Annotated in this window: 17 protein-coding genes; 6 read left to right on the top strand and 11 right to left on the bottom strand. The window is 67.2% G+C overall.

Features of this window, described 5'->3' with window-relative positions; translation table 11 throughout:
• Positions 1–38: 38 nt before the first annotated feature.
• The 6 genes from AC07PF_RS14790 to AC07PF_RS14765 all read left to right on the top strand — a co-directional run bounded on the left by AC07PF_RS14790 (position 39) and on the right by AC07PF_RS14765 (position 6,117).
• Positions 39–1,139, top strand: coding sequence for an ABC transporter ATP-binding protein (locus AC07PF_RS14790; RefSeq protein WP_494612385.1), 1,101 nt, complete (start codon positions 39–41; stop codon positions 1,137–1,139).
• 92 nt (positions 1,140–1,231) lie between these two features.
• Entirely contained in the window at positions 1,232–2,527 is a 1,296-nt protein-coding gene (locus tag AC07PF_RS14785) for an ABC transporter substrate-binding protein (RefSeq protein WP_007851427.1), read from the top strand.
• Positions 2,528–2,704: 177 nt separating this feature from the next.
• On the top strand, positions 2,705–3,619 hold the full coding sequence (locus AC07PF_RS14780) for an ABC transporter permease (RefSeq protein ID WP_494612384.1): 915 nt from the start codon (positions 2,705–2,707) through the stop codon (positions 3,617–3,619).
• A 40-nt stretch (positions 3,620–3,659) separates the two neighbouring features.
• Positions 3,660–4,553: an ABC transporter permease gene (locus tag AC07PF_RS14775; RefSeq protein ID WP_494612383.1), complete on the top strand. Its 894-nt coding sequence runs from the start codon at positions 3,660–3,662 to the stop codon at positions 4,551–4,553.
• 27 nt (positions 4,554–4,580) lie between these two features.
• Positions 4,581–5,366 (top strand): GntR family transcriptional regulator, encoded by a 786-nt coding sequence (locus tag AC07PF_RS14770; protein WP_494612382.1) that lies wholly within the window; start codon positions 4,581–4,583, stop codon positions 5,364–5,366.
• A 4-nt stretch (positions 5,367–5,370) separates the two neighbouring features.
• Positions 5,371–6,117: an aspartate/glutamate racemase family protein gene (locus AC07PF_RS14765; RefSeq protein ID WP_494612381.1), complete on the top strand. Its 747-nt coding sequence runs from the start codon at positions 5,371–5,373 to the stop codon at positions 6,115–6,117.
• A gap of 15 nt (positions 6,118–6,132) precedes the next feature.
• On the opposite strand, the gene AC07PF_RS14760 is transcribed toward AC07PF_RS14765, so the two are convergent.
• The 11 genes from AC07PF_RS14760 to catC all read right to left on the bottom strand — a co-directional run bounded on the left by AC07PF_RS14760 (position 6,133) and on the right by catC (position 16,240).
• Positions 6,133–7,053, bottom strand: a complete 921-nt coding sequence (locus AC07PF_RS14760) for a dioxygenase family protein (protein WP_494612380.1) — start codon at positions 7,051–7,053, stop codon at positions 6,133–6,135.
• A gap of 40 nt (positions 7,054–7,093) precedes the next feature.
• Positions 7,094–8,149: an NADH:ubiquinone reductase (Na(+)-transporting) subunit F gene (locus AC07PF_RS14755; protein ID WP_494612379.1), complete on the bottom strand. Its 1,056-nt coding sequence runs from the start codon at positions 8,147–8,149 to the stop codon at positions 7,094–7,096.
• Positions 8,150–8,158: 9 nt separating this feature from the next.
• Positions 8,159–8,521 carry a phenol hydroxylase subunit P4 gene (locus tag AC07PF_RS14750; RefSeq protein WP_494612378.1) on the bottom strand — a complete coding sequence of 121 codons (363 nt, stop codon included), beginning with the start codon at positions 8,519–8,521 and terminating at the stop codon, positions 8,159–8,161.
• 23 nt (positions 8,522–8,544) lie between these two features.
• Positions 8,545–10,143, bottom strand: coding sequence for an aromatic/alkene/methane monooxygenase hydroxylase/oxygenase subunit alpha (locus AC07PF_RS14745; RefSeq protein WP_494612377.1), 1,599 nt, complete (start codon positions 10,141–10,143; stop codon positions 8,545–8,547).
• A gap of 29 nt (positions 10,144–10,172) precedes the next feature.
• On the bottom strand, positions 10,173–10,478 hold the full coding sequence (locus tag AC07PF_RS14740; protein WP_494612376.1) for an MmoB/DmpM family protein: 306 nt from the start codon (positions 10,476–10,478) through the stop codon (positions 10,173–10,175).
• A gap of 22 nt (positions 10,479–10,500) precedes the next feature.
• On the bottom strand, positions 10,501–11,502 hold the full coding sequence (locus tag AC07PF_RS14735; RefSeq protein WP_494612375.1) for an aromatic/alkene monooxygenase hydroxylase subunit beta: 1,002 nt from the start codon (positions 11,500–11,502) through the stop codon (positions 10,501–10,503).
• Positions 11,503–11,554: 52 nt separating this feature from the next.
• Positions 11,555–11,833 (bottom strand): phenol hydroxylase subunit, encoded by a 279-nt coding sequence (locus AC07PF_RS14730; protein WP_007856811.1) that lies wholly within the window; start codon positions 11,831–11,833, stop codon positions 11,555–11,557.
• A 290-nt stretch (positions 11,834–12,123) separates the two neighbouring features.
• Positions 12,124–13,776 carry a sigma 54-interacting transcriptional regulator gene (locus AC07PF_RS14725; protein WP_494612374.1) on the bottom strand — a complete coding sequence of 551 codons (1,653 nt, stop codon included), beginning with the start codon at positions 13,774–13,776 and terminating at the stop codon, positions 12,124–12,126.
• A 189-nt stretch (positions 13,777–13,965) separates the two neighbouring features.
• Positions 13,966–14,886 carry a dioxygenase family protein gene (locus AC07PF_RS14720; protein ID WP_494612373.1) on the bottom strand — a complete coding sequence of 307 codons (921 nt, stop codon included), beginning with the start codon at positions 14,884–14,886 and terminating at the stop codon, positions 13,966–13,968.
• Between the two features lie 53 nt (positions 14,887–14,939).
• Entirely contained in the window at positions 14,940–15,926 is a 987-nt protein-coding gene (locus AC07PF_RS14715) for a tripartite tricarboxylate transporter substrate binding protein (protein ID WP_494612372.1), read from the bottom strand.
• A 38-nt stretch (positions 15,927–15,964) separates the two neighbouring features.
• Complete coding sequence (gene catC / locus AC07PF_RS14710) at positions 15,965–16,240, bottom strand: muconolactone Delta-isomerase (RefSeq protein WP_007861970.1); 276 nt, start codon at positions 16,238–16,240, stop codon at positions 15,965–15,967.
• Position 16,241 lies beyond the last annotated feature (1 nt).

The raw sequence follows: 16,241 nt of genomic DNA, 5'->3' as shown, positions 1-16,241 counted from the left end.
GTGCAAAAGCTGGCACGCGGTTTGCGTAGACCTGTGGCATGCACGACACCACGCCTGCCCAGCCCCCGGCCGCCATCGAGATCGTGGCGCTCACCAAGCGCTACGCCAGCGGCAAGCCCGCCGTGGACGCCATCGACCTGCGCATCGCCAGCGGCAGCTACTGCTGCCTGCTGGGGCCTTCGGGCTGCGGCAAGAGCACCACCTTGCGCATGATTGCCGGGCACGAGTCGGTGACCAGCGGCGACATATTGCTGGAGAACCGCAACATCACCGACCTGCCCGCCGCCGCGCGCGGCACGGCCATGATGTTCCAGAGCTTTGCGCTGTTCCCGCACCTTTCGGCGCTGGACAACGTGGCCTTCAGCCTCAAGATGAAGGGCGTGGCCAAGGCCGAGCGCCAGGCCAAGGCGCGCGACCTGCTCGAGCGCGTGGCCATGGGCCACCTGGCCGAGCGCAAGCCGGCCGAGCTGTCGGGCGGGCAGCAGCAGCGCGTGGCGCTGGCGCGCGCCCTGATCACCCAGCCGCGCGTGCTGCTGCTCGACGAACCCCTTTCGGCGCTCGATCCGTTCCTGCGCATCCAGATGCGCGCCGAGCTGCGCCGCTGGCAAAAGGAGCTGGGCCTGACCTTCATCCACGTGACCCACTCGCAGGAGGAGGCCATGGCCCTGGCCGACACCATGGTGGTGATGAACCACGGCGTGATCGAGCAGGTGGGCTCGCCGCACGAGGTCTACAACCGTCCCGCCAGCGAATTCGTGGCGCGCTTCATGGGCGGCCACAACGTGATCGACACGACCGAAGGCAAGGTCGGCGTGCGCACCGACCACCTGCAGGTGCTGCCGCAGGGCGCGCCGCTGCCCTGGGGTGCCCAGCACATGCAGGCCGTGGTGACCGACGTGGAGTACCAGGGCACCTATGTGCTGCTGGGCCTGCAAAAGCAGGGCGTGGCCCTGTCTGCCAATGCCACGGCCGCCTATTCGGTGATGGTCTCCGAAGCCGCCTTTGCCGCCCAGCCCTACCAGGTGGGGCAGGGCGTGCAACTGCACTGGACGCCTGAGCAGGCCCACCCCCTGTACCCGCCTGCGGCGCCCGTGTCTGCGCCCATGGCCACGGCCAGTGCGCAGGCCGTGCCGGCCTGAGCATCGCTTTTTTCGTTGTCCGCTGTCTGTCTGTCTTTTCGTCCGTTTGTTCGTTTCCAACCCCTCCACTTCGCAAACCAAGGAGCTTTCCCATGTCCGACGACTCTCGTGCTGATTCCCCTGCTGCCGTTGCCTCCGAAGCCACCGGCGTGCAGCGCCGCTCGCTGCTCAAGGGCACGGCGGGCATCCTGGCCGCCGGCGTGTTCCCGGCCGTGCACTCGCAGGAAAAGATCGTGCTGCGCTACCTGGGCACGGCCGTGAACCAGGACAAGGCCATTGCCGAGAAGTTCAAGGCCGACACCGGCATCGAGATCCAGTACGTGGCCGTGACCACCGACGACGTGACCAAGCGCGCCGTGACCGCGCCCAACAGTTTCGATCTGATCGACACGGAGTACTTCTCGCTCAAGAAGATCGTGCCCACGGGCAACCTGAAGGGCATCGACACCAAGCGCATCAAGAACGCCGACAAGATCACCACGCTGTTCACCAACGGCATGGTGGCCGGCAAGGCCGTGGGCGACCAGGGCACGGCGCCCAAGAAGGTGATCTACCTGGAGGGCGAGAAGTCCAAGAAGTTCGCAACCGCGCCCACGCAGTTCATGTCGCTGATCCCCACCGTGTACAACGCCGACACGCTGGGCATCCGCCCCGACCTGATCAAGCGCCCCATCAACTCCTGGGCCGAGCTGCTCAACCCCGAGTTCAAGGGCAAGACCGCGATCCTGAACATCCCCTCCATCGGCATCATGGACGCCGCCATGGTGGTCGAGGCCATGGGCATCTACAAGTACCCCGACAAGGGCAACATGACCAAGAAGGAGATCGATCTCACGATCAAGACCCTGATCGAGGCCAAGAAGCAGGGCCAGTTCCGCGCGCTGTGGAAGGACTTCAACGAGTCGGTGAACCTGATGGCATCGGGCGAAGTGGTGATCCAGTCGATGTGGAGCCCGGCCGTGACCGCCGTGCGCACCAAGGGCATCGCCTGCAACTTCCAGCCCCTCAAGGAAGGCTACCGCGCCTGGGCCGCCGGCTTCGGCCTGCCGGCCACCCTGTCGGGCAAGAAACTCGACGGCGCCTACGAGTTCATCAACTGGTTCCTGGACGGCTGGGCCGGCGCCTACCTGAACCGCCAGGGCTACTACAGCGCCGTGCTGGAGACTGCCAAGTCCAAGATGGAAGCCTACGAGTGGGCCTACTGGATGGAAGGCAAGCCCGCCACGCAGGACATCAAGAGCCCCAATGGCGACGTGCTGGCCAAGTCCGGCGCGGTGCGCGACGGCGGCAGCTACGAGTCGCGCATGGGCGGCATCGCCTGCTGGAACGCACTGATGGACGAGAACAACTACATGGTCCAGAAGTGGAACGAGTTCGTCGCGGCGTAAGGAGTGCACCCCCTGAGGCGCTTTGCGCCTTCACCCCTCTCTCGACCCGCTGCGCGGGTCGGGAGGGGGACGCCCCCGGTGCAGCGGGGCGGCCCTTGCACGGGGGCACTGGCTTTTTTGCAGCGCCAGTTTCAAAGGCTGGCGCGTAGCGCAACGTATATCTGAGTATCGAACACCATGAGCACTACGACCACGCCGACCCTGCCGGCCAGCGCCATTCCCGGGCGCGGCATTGCCGCCTGGTGGCAGGCCGCGCCGTTCACGCTGGTGTTCGCGCTGTTCTTCCTGGTGCCGCTGGCGCTGATCGTGATGGTCAGCTTCTGGGATTTCAACGAGTACGAGCTGCTGCCCGGCTTCACGTTCAAGAACTACATCTCCATTTTTGCAGGCTGCGGCGATGCGTCGGAGGGGCTGTGCGTCACGCTCAAGACGTATTACTCGACGCTCAAGTTCAGTTTTCTCGTGTGGCTGATCACGCTGGTGATCGGCTTCACCGTGGCCTATTTCCTGGCCTTCCACGTGCGCTCCTCGGGCATGCAGACGCTGCTGTTCGTGCTGTGCACCATCCCCTTCTGGACCTCGAACGTGATCCGCATGATCTCGTGGGTGCCGCTTTTGGGGCGCAACGGCCTGGTGAACCAGAGCCTGGTGGGCATGGGGATGGCCGATCAGCCGGTGGAGTGGCTGCTGTTCTCGGACTTCTCGGTGGTGCTGGCCTTCGTGCACCTGTACACCATGTTCATGATCGTGCCCATCTTCAACAGCATGATGCGCATCGACCGCAGCCTCATCGAGGCCGCCAGCGACAGCGGCGCCAGCGGCTGGCAGACGCTGTGGAACGTGATTATCCCGCTGTCGCGCACCGGCATCATCATCGGGTCGATCTTCGTGATCACCATCGTCATGGGCGACTTCGTGACCATCGGCGTGATGGGCGGGCAGCAGATCGCCTCCATCGGCAAGATCATCCAGGTGCAGACCTCGTACCTGCAGTTCCCGCTGGCAGCGGCCAATGCCGTGATCCTGCTCGCGGTGGTGCTGATGATCATCTGGGGCCTGACCAGGCTCGTCGACATCCGCAAGGAGCTGTGATGACCCCCCACGCCGCCGACAACCTGCACAGGACACCCGCATGAAAGCCCGCATCCGCGAATCCCGCCCGGCCAGCTTCTGGCTGCTGGCCATCGTGTTCAGCCTGTTCGTGCTGTTCATGTACGGGCCCATGTTCGTCATCTTCATCCTGAGCTTCCAGGGCCCCGAGGGCGGGCTGACCTTCCCCATGCGGGGGGTGTCGCTGCACTGGTTCTACAAGCTGGCCGAAGGGCTGGGCGTGGTGGACATCGGCGCGGCGCTGTGGCGATCGCTCGGCCTGGGCCTGGCGGTGATGCTGTGCACGGTGGTGCTGTCGGTGCTGGCCGGCCTGGCCTTCCGCAAGCGGCTGGCGGGCGGCAACACGCTGTTCTTCATCGTCGTGGCCAGCCTCATCATGCCGTCCATCATCGTCTCGCTGGGCATTGGCCTGGAGTTCCGTCTGGTCGACACGGGCCTCAAGGCGGCCCTCGAATGGCTGGGCATGGAGAGCACGCTGGAGGGCTACGGCACCTCGCTGGGCCTGTTCACCTCGGCCCTGGGCGCGCACCTGACCTGGACCTTGCCGTTCGGCCTGCTCATCATGTTCGCGGTGTTCAACCGCTTCAACCCTTCCTACGAAGAAGCCGCGCGCGACCTGGGCGCCACACCCTGGCAGGGCTTTGCCCATGTGGTGCTGCCGCTGATCGCGCCCTCGGTCGTGGGCATCGGGATGTTCGGCTTCACCCTGAGCTGGGACGAGATCGCCCGCACCTCGCAGGCCATCGGCGACGTGAACACCCTGCCGCTGGAGCTGCAGGGCCTGACCAGCACCGTGACCACGCCGTCGATCTATGCGCTGGGCACGCTGACCACGGTGGTCTCGTTCGGGGTCATGGGCATCACCCTGGCCCTGGTCTGGGCCCTGGGCCAGCGCAAGGGTGGGCGGGCCAGTTGAGCGCCCTGCCATGAGACTGCTGCCTGCATGCGCATCCGTGCCGACGACTCCATGACCGCCGCCCCCACGCCCCGGCGCCGTGCGCGCACGGCAGCTGCCGAACCGCCAGCAGAGGGTGCCGCCGCCGGCCTGCTCAGCGACAACGACATGTACGAGCGCATGGTCTCGGCCATCCTCGACCACCGCCTGCCGCCGGGCACCAAGCTGGTAGAGGACAAGCTGGCGGCGGCCTTCGGCGTATCGCGTACGCGCGTGCGCCCGGTGCTGGTGCGCCTGGCCAACGAGCAGGTGGTCACGCTCACGCCCAACCGCGGTGCTTCCATCGCCCAACCCACACCCGAAGAAGCGCTCGAGGTGTTCGAGGCGCGCCGCCTGATCGAGCCGCGCCTGGTGGAGCTGTTCATCGCCAACGCCACCGACGCGCACATCGCCGCGCTGCGCGCCTGCGTGGACGAGGAGGAGTCTGCCCGTGCCGGCGGCGACATGCGCCGCGCGATCCGCCTGTCGGGCGACTTCCACCTGCACATCGCGCAGGCCGCAGGCCACCAGACCCTGGGGCGCATCCTGCGCGAGCTGGTATCGCGCACCTCGCTGATCCTCATGACCTACAGCCCCAGCCATGCGCGCGAGCGCGAGGAGGCGACGGCCTGTGGCTGTCGCGAACACCGCGCGCTGATCGACGCCATCCGCCTGCGCGACGCGAAGGAGGCCGCGCGCCGCATGCTCGACCACCTGGCACGCATCGAAACACAGCTGGAGTTCACCCCGCCTGCGAGCGAGGTGCCCGACCTGGCCACGCTGCTGGGGGCCTGAAGCCATGCGCCATCTTCTGGTCATCAATCCGAACACTTCTCCCAAGGTCAGCGCACTGCTGCAGCAGCACGTGCAGGCCGCTGCGGGCTCGCACGTGGCCGTCCGCACGGCCACGGCGCGCTTTGGCGCGCCCTACATCGCCTGCGAGGCGAGTTACGCCGTGGCCGCGCATGCCGCGCTCGACGCATGGGCCCTGGATGTGTCCACAGAGCCCTCGGCGCCCAGCGCTGTGCTCATCGGCTGCTTCGGCGACCCAGGCCTGATGGCGCTGCGCGAAAGCAGCCCCGTGCCCGTCACCGGCCTGGCCGAGGCCTCCTTCATCGAGGCCGCGCGCCACGGCCGCTATGCCATCGTCACGGGCGGCGAGCGCTGGGGCCCCATGCTGCAGCGTCTGGCCCAGGCCCTGGGCCACGCCCATGCGCTGGCCGGCATCCACACCGTGGCGCCCACGGGCGCCCAGCTCGCGGCCGACCCCGTGGCCGCCCGCGCCCTGCTGGCCCAGGCCTGCCGCGACGTGGTGCGCCAGATGGGCGTGCAGTCCGTCATCCTGGGCGGCGCCGGCCTGGCCGGCATGGCCGCCGCCGTGCAGTCGCAGGTGGGCGTGCCCGTGATCGACAGCGTGGTGGCCGGCGCCCACTGGGCCCTGCGCGCCAACGCCGTGCCGCCCGAGCGCAGTGCGCCGGCGTTCGATGTGGCGTGGGAGGGCGTGTCGGCGGAGATGGCGGCGCTGGGTTTGCCACGGGGCGTGTAGCCCCGCAGCACACCGTCAGCCCGGCGTGGCCACCCGCTCCATGCGCGTCAGTGGCAGGGCCTCGTCCGCGCTGGCAGCCTTGGGCAGCACGAAGTTGAACACCGAGCGCGTGAACGGTGCCGCGATGCCCAGGGATTCGTAGCCCTTGGGCGCCACATTGCGCTCCAGCGAAACAATCAGCCCGTCGCGCGTGGCAAAGGCAAAGTCGTCGTCGATGTAGCTGTCGCCCGGAATATTGACCTGTGTGGTCAGCGTGCGCATGCCCGGTGCGGCGACCAAAAAGTGGATGTGCGCAGGCCGCTGGCCATGGCGGCCCAGCAAGGTAAACAGCTCGTGCACCGGCCCCACGGGCGGGATCGCGTAGCCCGGCGGCAAGAAGCTGCGAAAGCGGTAGAAGCCCTTGGCATCGGTCTCGATGCGGCGGCGCAGTTCGTAGGGCTGCATGCCGGGCATGAAGTGCGAATAGCCGCCTTTCTCATTGGCGTGCCACACATCGACCATGGCATGCGGCACAGGTTGGCCATCGAGGTCCAGCACCTGGCCTTCCATGATGAAGATTTCGCCCTTGGGTTCGCCCTCGTCCACGCGCACCTCGACCTTGGAGGTCGGCGCACCGGCCACGAACAGCGGGCCTTCGATGGCACGCGGAGTGCCGCCAGCGCGGCCCGCGCGCTCATCGGCCTCATCGGCGCGGATGTCGATCAGCCGGTCGAAGCCCAGGCCGGCCGTGATCAGGCCCGCCTGGCCGGCAGCGCCCAGGCGGTTGAGCCAGCCCGTGGCGGCCCAGAACTCGTCGGGGGTGATGTCCAGGTCATCGATGGTCTTGAACAGGTCGGTGACGATGCGCTCGGTGATGGCGCGCACGCGGGCGTTGCCGGGCGCCACCTGCCGGGTGTTGACCTGTTCGAGCAATTGGGAGGGGGTGAATTCAGCCATGGGGTTGTCTCCTTGTGGGTGGGTGAAGGTAGGTTGGTGCTCACAGGCTCTTGAACAGCGGGCTGCGCCGTGCGGGCGCGCCCGCGTCGGCCGCGGTGAAGAACTTCTCGGTGTAGATGTCGGGCTCGAACAGGCGGCCCTGCATCAGCGTGGCGATACAGCCTTCGATCATGGGTGGCGGCCCGCACAGGTAGGCCTTGCTGCCCCGGAAATCGTTGCCCAGGTGCTGCTGCAGCGCCTGGTGCACATAGCCGGTGGCGCCGGTCCATGCAGCGTCGTCGTTGGCCGACAGCACGGGCACGTAGCGGAAGTTGGCGTGCGCTGTGGCCAGGGCCTCGAACAGCTCGGCAAAGTACAGCTCCTGCCGCGTGCGTGCGCCATGGAACAAGGTGATCGGGTAGTCCACGCCCTCGGCCAGCAGGTCCAGCACCATGGACTTGGGGCTCGACAGCCCCGAGCCGCCCGCCAGGAAGATCGCCTGGCGCGTGGCCGACTTGCGCACGAAGAAGCGGCCGAAGGGGCCGGACAGCTCCAGCCGGTCGCCCACTTTCACCTGCCCGTGCAGCCAGGTGGTGGCGGGGCCGCCCTCCACTTTGCGGACGTGCAGCTCGATCAACGCATCGCCCGGGGCGCTGGCGATGGAGAAGGCGCGTGCGCCCAGCACCCCCGGCACCTGCAGCATCACGTACTGCCCGGCCTGGAATTCGATGGCCCGGTCCGGCTGCAGCCACAGGCCCAGGATGGTGGGGGTCAGCATCTCCGTGCGCACCACCTGGCCCAGAAAGTCCTGCAGCGGCAGGTAGCGCGCGTCGGGGTCCTCGTCCACCTCGGCCTCGATCACCAGGTCGGACTGCGGCGTGGCGCAGCAGGCCAGCACCTTGTTCTCGTCGCGCTCGAAATCCATCAACGCGAAGGGCGAGGCCTCGCCGTGCTCGAACTCGCCGTCCAGCACCTGCACCTTGCAGGTGGCACACAGGCCGTGGCAGCAGGCATGCGGTATCCAGACGCCTGCGCGCAGGCAGGCGTCCAGCACCGTCTGGCCCTCGGCGATCTCCACCGTCTGGCCCAGCGGCTCGATCGTGATCTGGTAGCCCATGGCGCTACCTCACGAGCCCGAGCCCGCAATGCCGGCCAGGCCCGGCGTGCGCAGCTGGATGAAGGACTTGTGCGCCAGGCCGTTGTCGGCCAGTGAGCGCGCCGGGTCGGGCGTGAACGGCTGGCCCGAGTCGCGCCATTCCGCCTGGCTCCAGTCGATGCGCGCAAAGTCCGGGTGGCTGCCGTAGACGCCGGGCAGCACCTCGCTGACCAGGGCGCCGAAGGGCATGGCCGCAGGCAGTGGCAGGCACACGGGCGAACAGAACAGCAGGTGGTCTTCCCAGCCGATGTAGAGCAGGCGATTGCCGTGGAATTTCGCCTCGGCGTCGGCCACTTCGCCTTCGTAGCCGGGTTGCAGTGCAATGACGGGCATGTGTATCTCCTTTCGTTCGCGGGTCAGGCCGCCTTGGCCGGGGTTGCCGCGGCGCCTTCAGCAGGCAGGTGGCTGCGGCCGGTCCAGCGCTCCCAGTTGGCGCGGTCGGGGCTGGTGTTGTATTCGCCGGTGTCGGCGCTGGTATCCAGGTGGTACCAGGCCAGCACCTCGGCCAGCGGGTTGAAGCCCGGCTGCGTGGGATCGGTGCCTTCGCGAAAGCAGTTGCCCTGGTAGATCTGGTGCACGGGCAGCCAGGCCTGGCGGAACTTCTCGGGCTCGCCGTCGAACACGTCCTTGCAGCCGTCGGAGCAGAAGTGGTACTTCATGCCGTGGTGGGTGGACTCGCGCGCCGCGATCTTCGTCGGGTCGCTCATCTCGGTGAACGCCATCGGTATCTGGCAGATCTGGCACAGCATGGGCAGGCTGTTGTTCACCCAGCGCTTGCCGGCCTGCTCCTGCTCGCGCAGGTGCACCAGGCGCGGGCGGTAGTACTGGTTGAAGGTGTTCGGGTACTTGGCGGCCAGCCAGTCCATCTCCTCGTCGTTGGGGATCCAGGTGTGGATGCCCGCGGCCTGCGTGTAGTTGTAGAAGATGCCCCAGGCCTGGTGGGTGATGTGCTCCTTTTCCAGCTTGGCCACATCGGCGTACTTGGGCACCTTCACGCCGTAGCGCGCCAGGTCCTCGAACAACGCGCCGCCGTTCTTCTCGAAGTACATCTCCCAGGCCTCGGCCCAGCTCATCACGCGCTTGGGCAGCATGTAGTCCATCATCATGCCCACCAGGGTCAGCAGGCGGTAGCCGCGCCAGAACCACTTGTCCACCCACTTCTGGATGATGGGCAGGTTGTCCGGGTCCTGCTCCAGCATGAACTTCACCACCTCCAGGCCCAGCGTCATGTGGCGCGACTCGTCCGACTGGGCCGAGAAGCCGAAGGTCACGGTGGCCATGTCGCCGTTGTAGGCCGCGCCGCTCATGAAGGGCATGAACAGCAGGTTGGTCAGCACGTACTCGAACGAGAACGAGATCGCGGTGATGAACTCGAAGGGCCCGGCCGTCATCGCATCGTCGAAGTAGGACTTGGGCACCGACAGGTACCACAGCCGGTCGTGCATGTGGTGGAAGTCGTGCAGCCCGTTGAAGTACTTGTTGTAGTGGCTGATGGTGTGCACCTGCGTCTGCGCATGGCGCAGCTCGTCGATGGACTGCATCTGCGCGGCGATGCGCGCGCCCACGCCGCGCAGCGAACGCCCTGCCATGGCGTAGCCGCGGTGTGCCGCGTACTCCAGCGGCGACACGCCCGTGAGGAACAGCTTCAGGGTGTTGACGTAGCGCGCATCGGTGATGTTGAACTGGCCGTTGTTCTGCGCGAAGGCGTCGATGATGGCGTAGAGCTTTTTCTCCTTTTCGCCCTGGAACTTCCAGTACGCGTCCATGGTCAGGCGAAACGGGTCTTCCCACTTGTCCCAGTCGTGGATCTTGATGCCTTCGAACTGGTCGAAGGGGAACACGTCGTCCATGGACTGGTAGGTGGTGTCCCAGCCCAGGCCGCGCGTCATCAGCGCGTACTTTTCCTTGATGCCAAGGCGGTGGGCGCCGGCGTTGCTGCTGTTGTTCTGGCTCATGGTGTCTCCTGATAGTGAATGGGGGCGTGTCAGGCGGTTTTGCCGCGCGTGAGGCGGAAGGCGTCGTCCGTCTCGTCGATGTTTCCGGACAGCGAGATCAGGTTCAGGTGCAGCTCCTGCACGTCCCAGTCGCGGCCCATGCGGTCCTGCACCGATTCGCGGTGGATGACGATCTGGCCGGGGGCGTCGATCTTCACCATGGCCGGAAACTCCGCGGCCGTGGCCAGCGGGTTGTCGGCCAGGATGGCGTCGATGATGAAGCGCGTCTCGTCGTTGGCTTGCAGCGCGATGAAGACGCTGGGGCGGTCCTGCAGGGCGGTGTTGGTGGTGGTCATGAAGGTCTTTCGTCGGGAGATTTCAGGCGGCGATGCCCAGCTTGGCCATGCGAGCGACCAGGGCGGCATCGGCCTGCGCCAGTGCAGCGGCGCCGGCTTCCGTGCCCAGGGCGGCCGTGGCCAGCGGTGCCAGCGCGCGCAGGATCTCGCCACGCCAGGTGGCGGCCCAGGCGCTCAGCTGCTGCGCGTTGGCGGGTGACTCCTCTGCGGCGGTCTTCACGGTGGCGTCCACCCAGCGGGTGGTCTCGTCGTACCAGTCGTTCATGAAACCGGTGAGCATGGACAGGGCATTGCCCGTGGCCGGGTTGAGATCGGCTTCGAGGTGGCGGTAGACCAGCGGGTACAGCAGGCCGTCGAACACCAGGTTCTGCGCTACGAACACCTCGAACCAGTCCTTGGTAACGAACAGGTTTTCCACCAGGCGGCGCACGCCCTGCCAGGCGGGTGCGTGCAGCCAGTCCTCTTTGGCTTGCGCCAGCGCGGCATCGCCGTTGGCGTCCAGCATCAGCCCGACGCGCGTGAGGTACTGGGCGTTGCCCAGGCGGTCCATGGTGGCGAACATGGTGGCCTGGGTGATGGCTGCGCCCCAGCCGTAGGCGGTGACGGTGCAGTTGTTCATGTTGGCGCCCCACTCGTAATGGCGCAGCGGCACCAGCACCGCCTGGATGCGTTGGCGCGTGGATGCGTCGAGCTGGCCGAGCAGCTGGCGCTTTTCCACGAACTCGTACTGCCGGTCGGTCGCGTCCTGCTGCTTGGCGCGGGCCATCACGTATACACCGTAGTAGAAGTGGCGCGGGTCCTTGAAGGCATACCAGTCCTGCATCACGATGGCCGTGCGGGCCTTGTCGTAGAGCGCGCGCTCGGGCTCCCACAGCGGGCGGTAGTGGAAGTTGGCCTCGGGCTGCATGTCGATGGTCGCCTCCTGGTAGCGCGAGGCCGGCTTGTCCGCGCCCAGGCGGCGCGCAATGAATGAGAAGGTCTGCCGTATCGGCTTGACACTGGTGGTCTGGATGTCGACATGCATCGTGTTGTCTCCTGGTCGTGGTGGGGTTGGGGAATCGGAAAGAAAGAAACTCTCAGTGGTCGATGCCGGGCGCACCGAAGCGCCACTTCAGCCGTTCGTAGTCCAGCCGCGCACCTTCCTCGGCGTCGAGCTGGATGGCCTGGTGCTGGGCGCAGAACGCGTGGAACTGGGGGAACAGCAGCACCAGCTCCACCGCGAGCTCGGGGTCACCGATGGCGAACTCGAATTCGACGAAGCGCTGCTCCAGCGTGCCGGTCACGCGCACATAGCAGGGCATGCCGGTCAGCGCGCTGGCCGATCCAGGCTGGGAGGCACCGTGGGTGGGGTTCATTTGTTCACTACACCAATCGAGTAGGGGCCGAGGGCCCGGACGGTGTAAGAAGGGCAATCGCTGTGCCAGCGCGTGCAAGCCCTTGATTTGCATGGGATGGCCCCATGCCGCCACCCCATTGCCAGGGTTTTCCTGAAGCTTCAAATCATCAAATGCTGCGGTGCAGCTTGATCAAATGGTGAAGTGGCGCACGGGCGTGGCTGTCCCTGCGCGGCAGGCAGCGCAGGCTGCGGGGAACCGGTGGGAAGGGGAGGGCGCCAGGCCTGGGAACGCCAGGGCCCGTGCGCGGATCAGGCTGCCGGCACGCCTTCTTTCTTGAGGCGATAGGCCAGCTGCGGCCGCGTGATGCCCAGCAGGCGTGCGGCCTGCGAGAGGTTGCCGCCTGCGCGTTGCAGTGCCGTCTGCAGCAGCCGCTGCTCCAGCTGGGCCAGGTCGACGTTGCGGTCCAGCACCTCGGTGCAGATGCCGTCGATGGCATCGCTGGGGGCGCCGCGCGTCACCGCGCCACGCCCGTCGAGCTGCCCGCCCTGGGCCGGGGGCGCCACGCCCGACAGGTGCGACGCTTCGATGAAGCCCTTGTTGGGCGCCAGCAGCACGGCGCGCTCCATCACGTTCTCCAGCTCGCGGATGTTGCCGGGCCAGGGGTGGCCCAGCACGGCGCGCATGGCCTTGTCGGTCAGGCCCAGCACCTTCTTGCGGTACAGCTCGCCATAGCGCTCCACGAAGCGGTCCACCAGGGCTGGGATGTCGGCCGTGCGCTCGCGCAGCGGCGGGATGGTGATGGGAAAGGTGTTCAGGCGGTAGAACAGGTCAGCCCGGAAGCGCCCGGCCTGCATGGCCTGCTGCAGGTTGACGTTGGTGGCGGCAACGATGCGCACGTCGAAGGGCGTGCTGCTCTCGGCGCCCAGGCGCTCCACCTCGCCGGTCTGCAGGGCGCGCAGCAATTTGACCTGCGCAGCCAGCGGCAGGTCGCCGATCTCGTCGAGGAACAAGGTGCCGCCGTGCGCCCGCTCGAATCGCCCGGCCCGCGCCAGGTGGGCGCCGGTGTAGGCGCCCTTTTCCACGCCGAAGAGCTCGGCCTCGATCAGCTCGTGCGGTATGGCCGCGCAGTTGACGGCGATGAACGGGCCCTTGGCGCGCGGCCCGTTCTCGTGCAGCCAGCGCGCAAAGACCTCCTTGCCCACACCGGTCTCGCCCAGCAGCAGCACGGTGATGGCATTGTCGGCCGCGCGGCTGAGCAGCTCGAAGGCCTCGCGGAAACCCGGCGACACGCCTACCAGCTTGCTGTCGTAGCGCCGGCGTGCCTGCACGCTGCGCAACTGGTCCAGGCCGATCTGGTAGTCGATGAGCTGCGCGGCAAAGGGTTGGGGCTGGAAGTAGGCCACATAGGCATCTTCGTTCCAGCGCTCGGCCACCTGGCCGACGATGCGGCACAGCGCATCGCCCTGGCTGCGGCATTCCACCTCCTTGTAGACCACGAGCTGGCCCATGAAGGTGCTGGTGTAGCCCGAGGCGTAGCCGATTTGCGTCCAGCAGGCAGGGTCGTCGCCGAAGCCGAAGTCGCTGATGTTGACCTCGTCCTCCCAGGAGTTGGTCCACAGGAACTCGCCGTAGAAATGGCCCTGGGCCAGGTTGATGTCCAACTGCACCATCTCCACCGAGACCACGCCTTCGATGGAGTGCAGTTGCGGACCGAGCAGGAAGGCGTCGTGCGTCTTGAGGCCGGCGCGCCGCTGCTTGACGGCCAGCTCGCCATCGCGCTGGCCCGAGGCAAAACCCATGCGGATCAGCAGGCCGCGCGCGCGTTCCACGCCCAAGGAGTCGAACAGCTCCTTGCGCAGGGCCGCCAGCGCGCGGGCATGCAGCAGCAGCATGCGCTGCTCGTCGAGCCAGATGTGGCCGGTGTCGGCATTGAAGCGCAGCAGCGAGAGGGGGTTGGCCAAAGGGGGGTCTCCAGCATTGCGCCCTGCAGCCGGGCTGCGCCGGGGCGGATGGTGCGAGTATCGTGCGCCATGGTGCCGGCTTGCGCCACGGGGTTTCTCCTGCAGCGCGCGCAGGGCAGGCCATGGCCTGCCGCAACGCGAAAAGGCCGCCCTCTCGCGAGGGCAGCCTGGCGCGGGCGGGGTGGTGGATCAGCCCGGTGTCGCCACCCGCTCCATGCGCGTCAGTGGCAGGGCCTCGTCCGCGCTGGCAGCCTTGGGCAGCACGAAGTTGAACACCGAGCGCGTGAACGGTGCCGTGATGCCCAGGGATTCATAGCCCTTGGGCGCCACATTGCGCTCCAGCTCCACGATCAGCCCGTCGCGTGTGGCAAAGGCGAAGTCATCATCGATGTAGCTGTCGCCCGGAATGTTCACCTGCGTGGTGAGCGTGCGCATTCCGGGGGCCGCCACCAAAAAGTGGATATGCGCAGGCCGCTGGCCATGGCGGCCCAGCAAGGCAAACAGCTCGTGCACCGGCCCCACGGGCGGGATCGCATAGCCCGGTGGCAAGAAGCTGCGAAAGCGGTAGAAGCCCTTGGCATCGGTTTCGATGCGCCGGCGCAGCTCGTAGGGCTGCATGCCCGGGAAGAAATGCGAGTAGCCACCCTTCTCGTTGGCATGCCACACATCGACCATGGCGTGCGGCACGGGTTGGCCGTCGAGGTCCAGCACCTGGCCTTCCATGATGAAGATTTCGCCCTTGGGTTCGCCCTCGTCCACGCGCACCTCGACCTTAGCGGTGGGCGCACCGGCCACGAACAGCGGGCCTTCGATGGCGCGCGGTGTACCGCCTTCGCGGCCCGCCTTCTGGTCGGCCTCATCGGCGCGGATGTCGAGCAGGCGGTCAAAGCCCAGGCCCGCCGTGATCAGCCCGGTCTGGCCGGCGGCGCCCAGGCGCGTGAGCCAGGCGGTGGCGGCCCAGAACTCGTCGGGGGTCACGTCCAGCTCGTCGATGGCCTTGAACAGGTCGGTGACGATGCGCTCGGTGAGCTGGCGCACGCGCGGGTTGCCGGGGGCGATCTTCTTCGTGTTGACCAGTTCGAGCAACTGGGCCTGGGTGAGTTCTGCCATGTTCTTGTCTCCTCTGTGGGGTGGTTCGTGGGAAGAAAAAGGGGAATGCTTGGTCAGTCGAGCTTGATGTGGCGCTCGGCGATCAATTTCGCCCAGCGGTCCGACTCGCGCGCCAGGTGGGTGGCCAGTTCAGCGGGCGTGGAGCCCGCGGGCTCGGCGCCGATGGTCTCGAAGCGGGCCACCACGTCGGGCTGCTTCATCGCATCGCGCAGGGCGGCGTTGAGCTTGCTGACGATGGGCGCGGGCGTGCCGGCCGGCATGAACGCCGCGAACCAGGGCGAGACCTCGTAGCCTGGCAGGCCGGCCTCGGCCAGCGTGGGCACGTTGGGCAGGGTGGCCGAGCGCCTGGCCGTGGTCACGCCCAGCGCGCGCAGCTTGCCCGACTGGAGGTGCGGCCGCGCCGAGGTGATGCTGTCGAACATGTAGTTGATCTGCCCGCCCAGCAGGTCGGCCACGGCCGGGCCGCTGCCCTTGTAGGGGATGTGCAGCATGTCGATCTGCGCGAGCGAGTTGAACACCTCGCCCGCCAGGTGGATCGAGGTGCCGTTGCCGGCCGATCCGTAGGTGAGCTTGCCCGGCGCCTTGCGTGCCGCGGCGATCACGTCGGCGGCGGTCTTCACGTCGGGCTGGGTGGCATTGGTGACCAGCACGTTGGGCACCACGGCCAGCAGGCTCACCGGGGCGAAGTCCTTGATGGGGTCGTAGGCCAGCTTGCCGTACAGCGGCTTGTTGGTGGCGATGCCGATGGAGGTGATCATCAGCGTGTAGCCATCGGCCGGCTGCTTGGCCACGAACTCGGCGCCGATGTTGCCGCCTGCACCGGCCTTGTTCTCGATCACGAAGGGCTGGCCCAGCGCCTGGCCGGCCTTCTCGCCCAGGGTGCGGGCGATCGCGTCCATGGCGCCGCCGGGCGGGAAGGGCACGACCCAGCGGATGGGCTTGTTCGGCCAATTGGCGCCCGGGGCCTGGGCATGCGCTGTGGGCAGCACGGCCAGCGCGGTGGTTGCGGCCAGCAGGGCCAGCAGATGTTGTCGCTTCATTCGTTTCGTCTCCGGTTCTTGTCTTTGGGGGCCTGCTGTCAGATGGCCGAGGGGTGCTTTGCCAGCGGCGTCACCGAGATCTTCATGAACGGGAACAGCGGCAGGCCCTGCAGCAGCTGGTGCAGCTCGTCGTTGGAGGCCACGTCGAAGACGCTGTAGTTGGCGTACTCGCCCACCACACGCCAGATGTGGGGCCAGCGGCCATCGCGCTGCAGCTCCTGGGAGTAGGCCTTTTCGCGGGCCTTGATCTCGTTGGCCTGTTCGGCAGGCAAGTCGTGGGGAATGTGCACATCCATGCGGACGAGGAACAGCATG

It is taken from the genome of Acidovorax sp. GW821-FHT10A04, from assembly GCF_059415825.1.
This window is presented reverse-complemented; position numbering and strand designations above follow the sequence as displayed.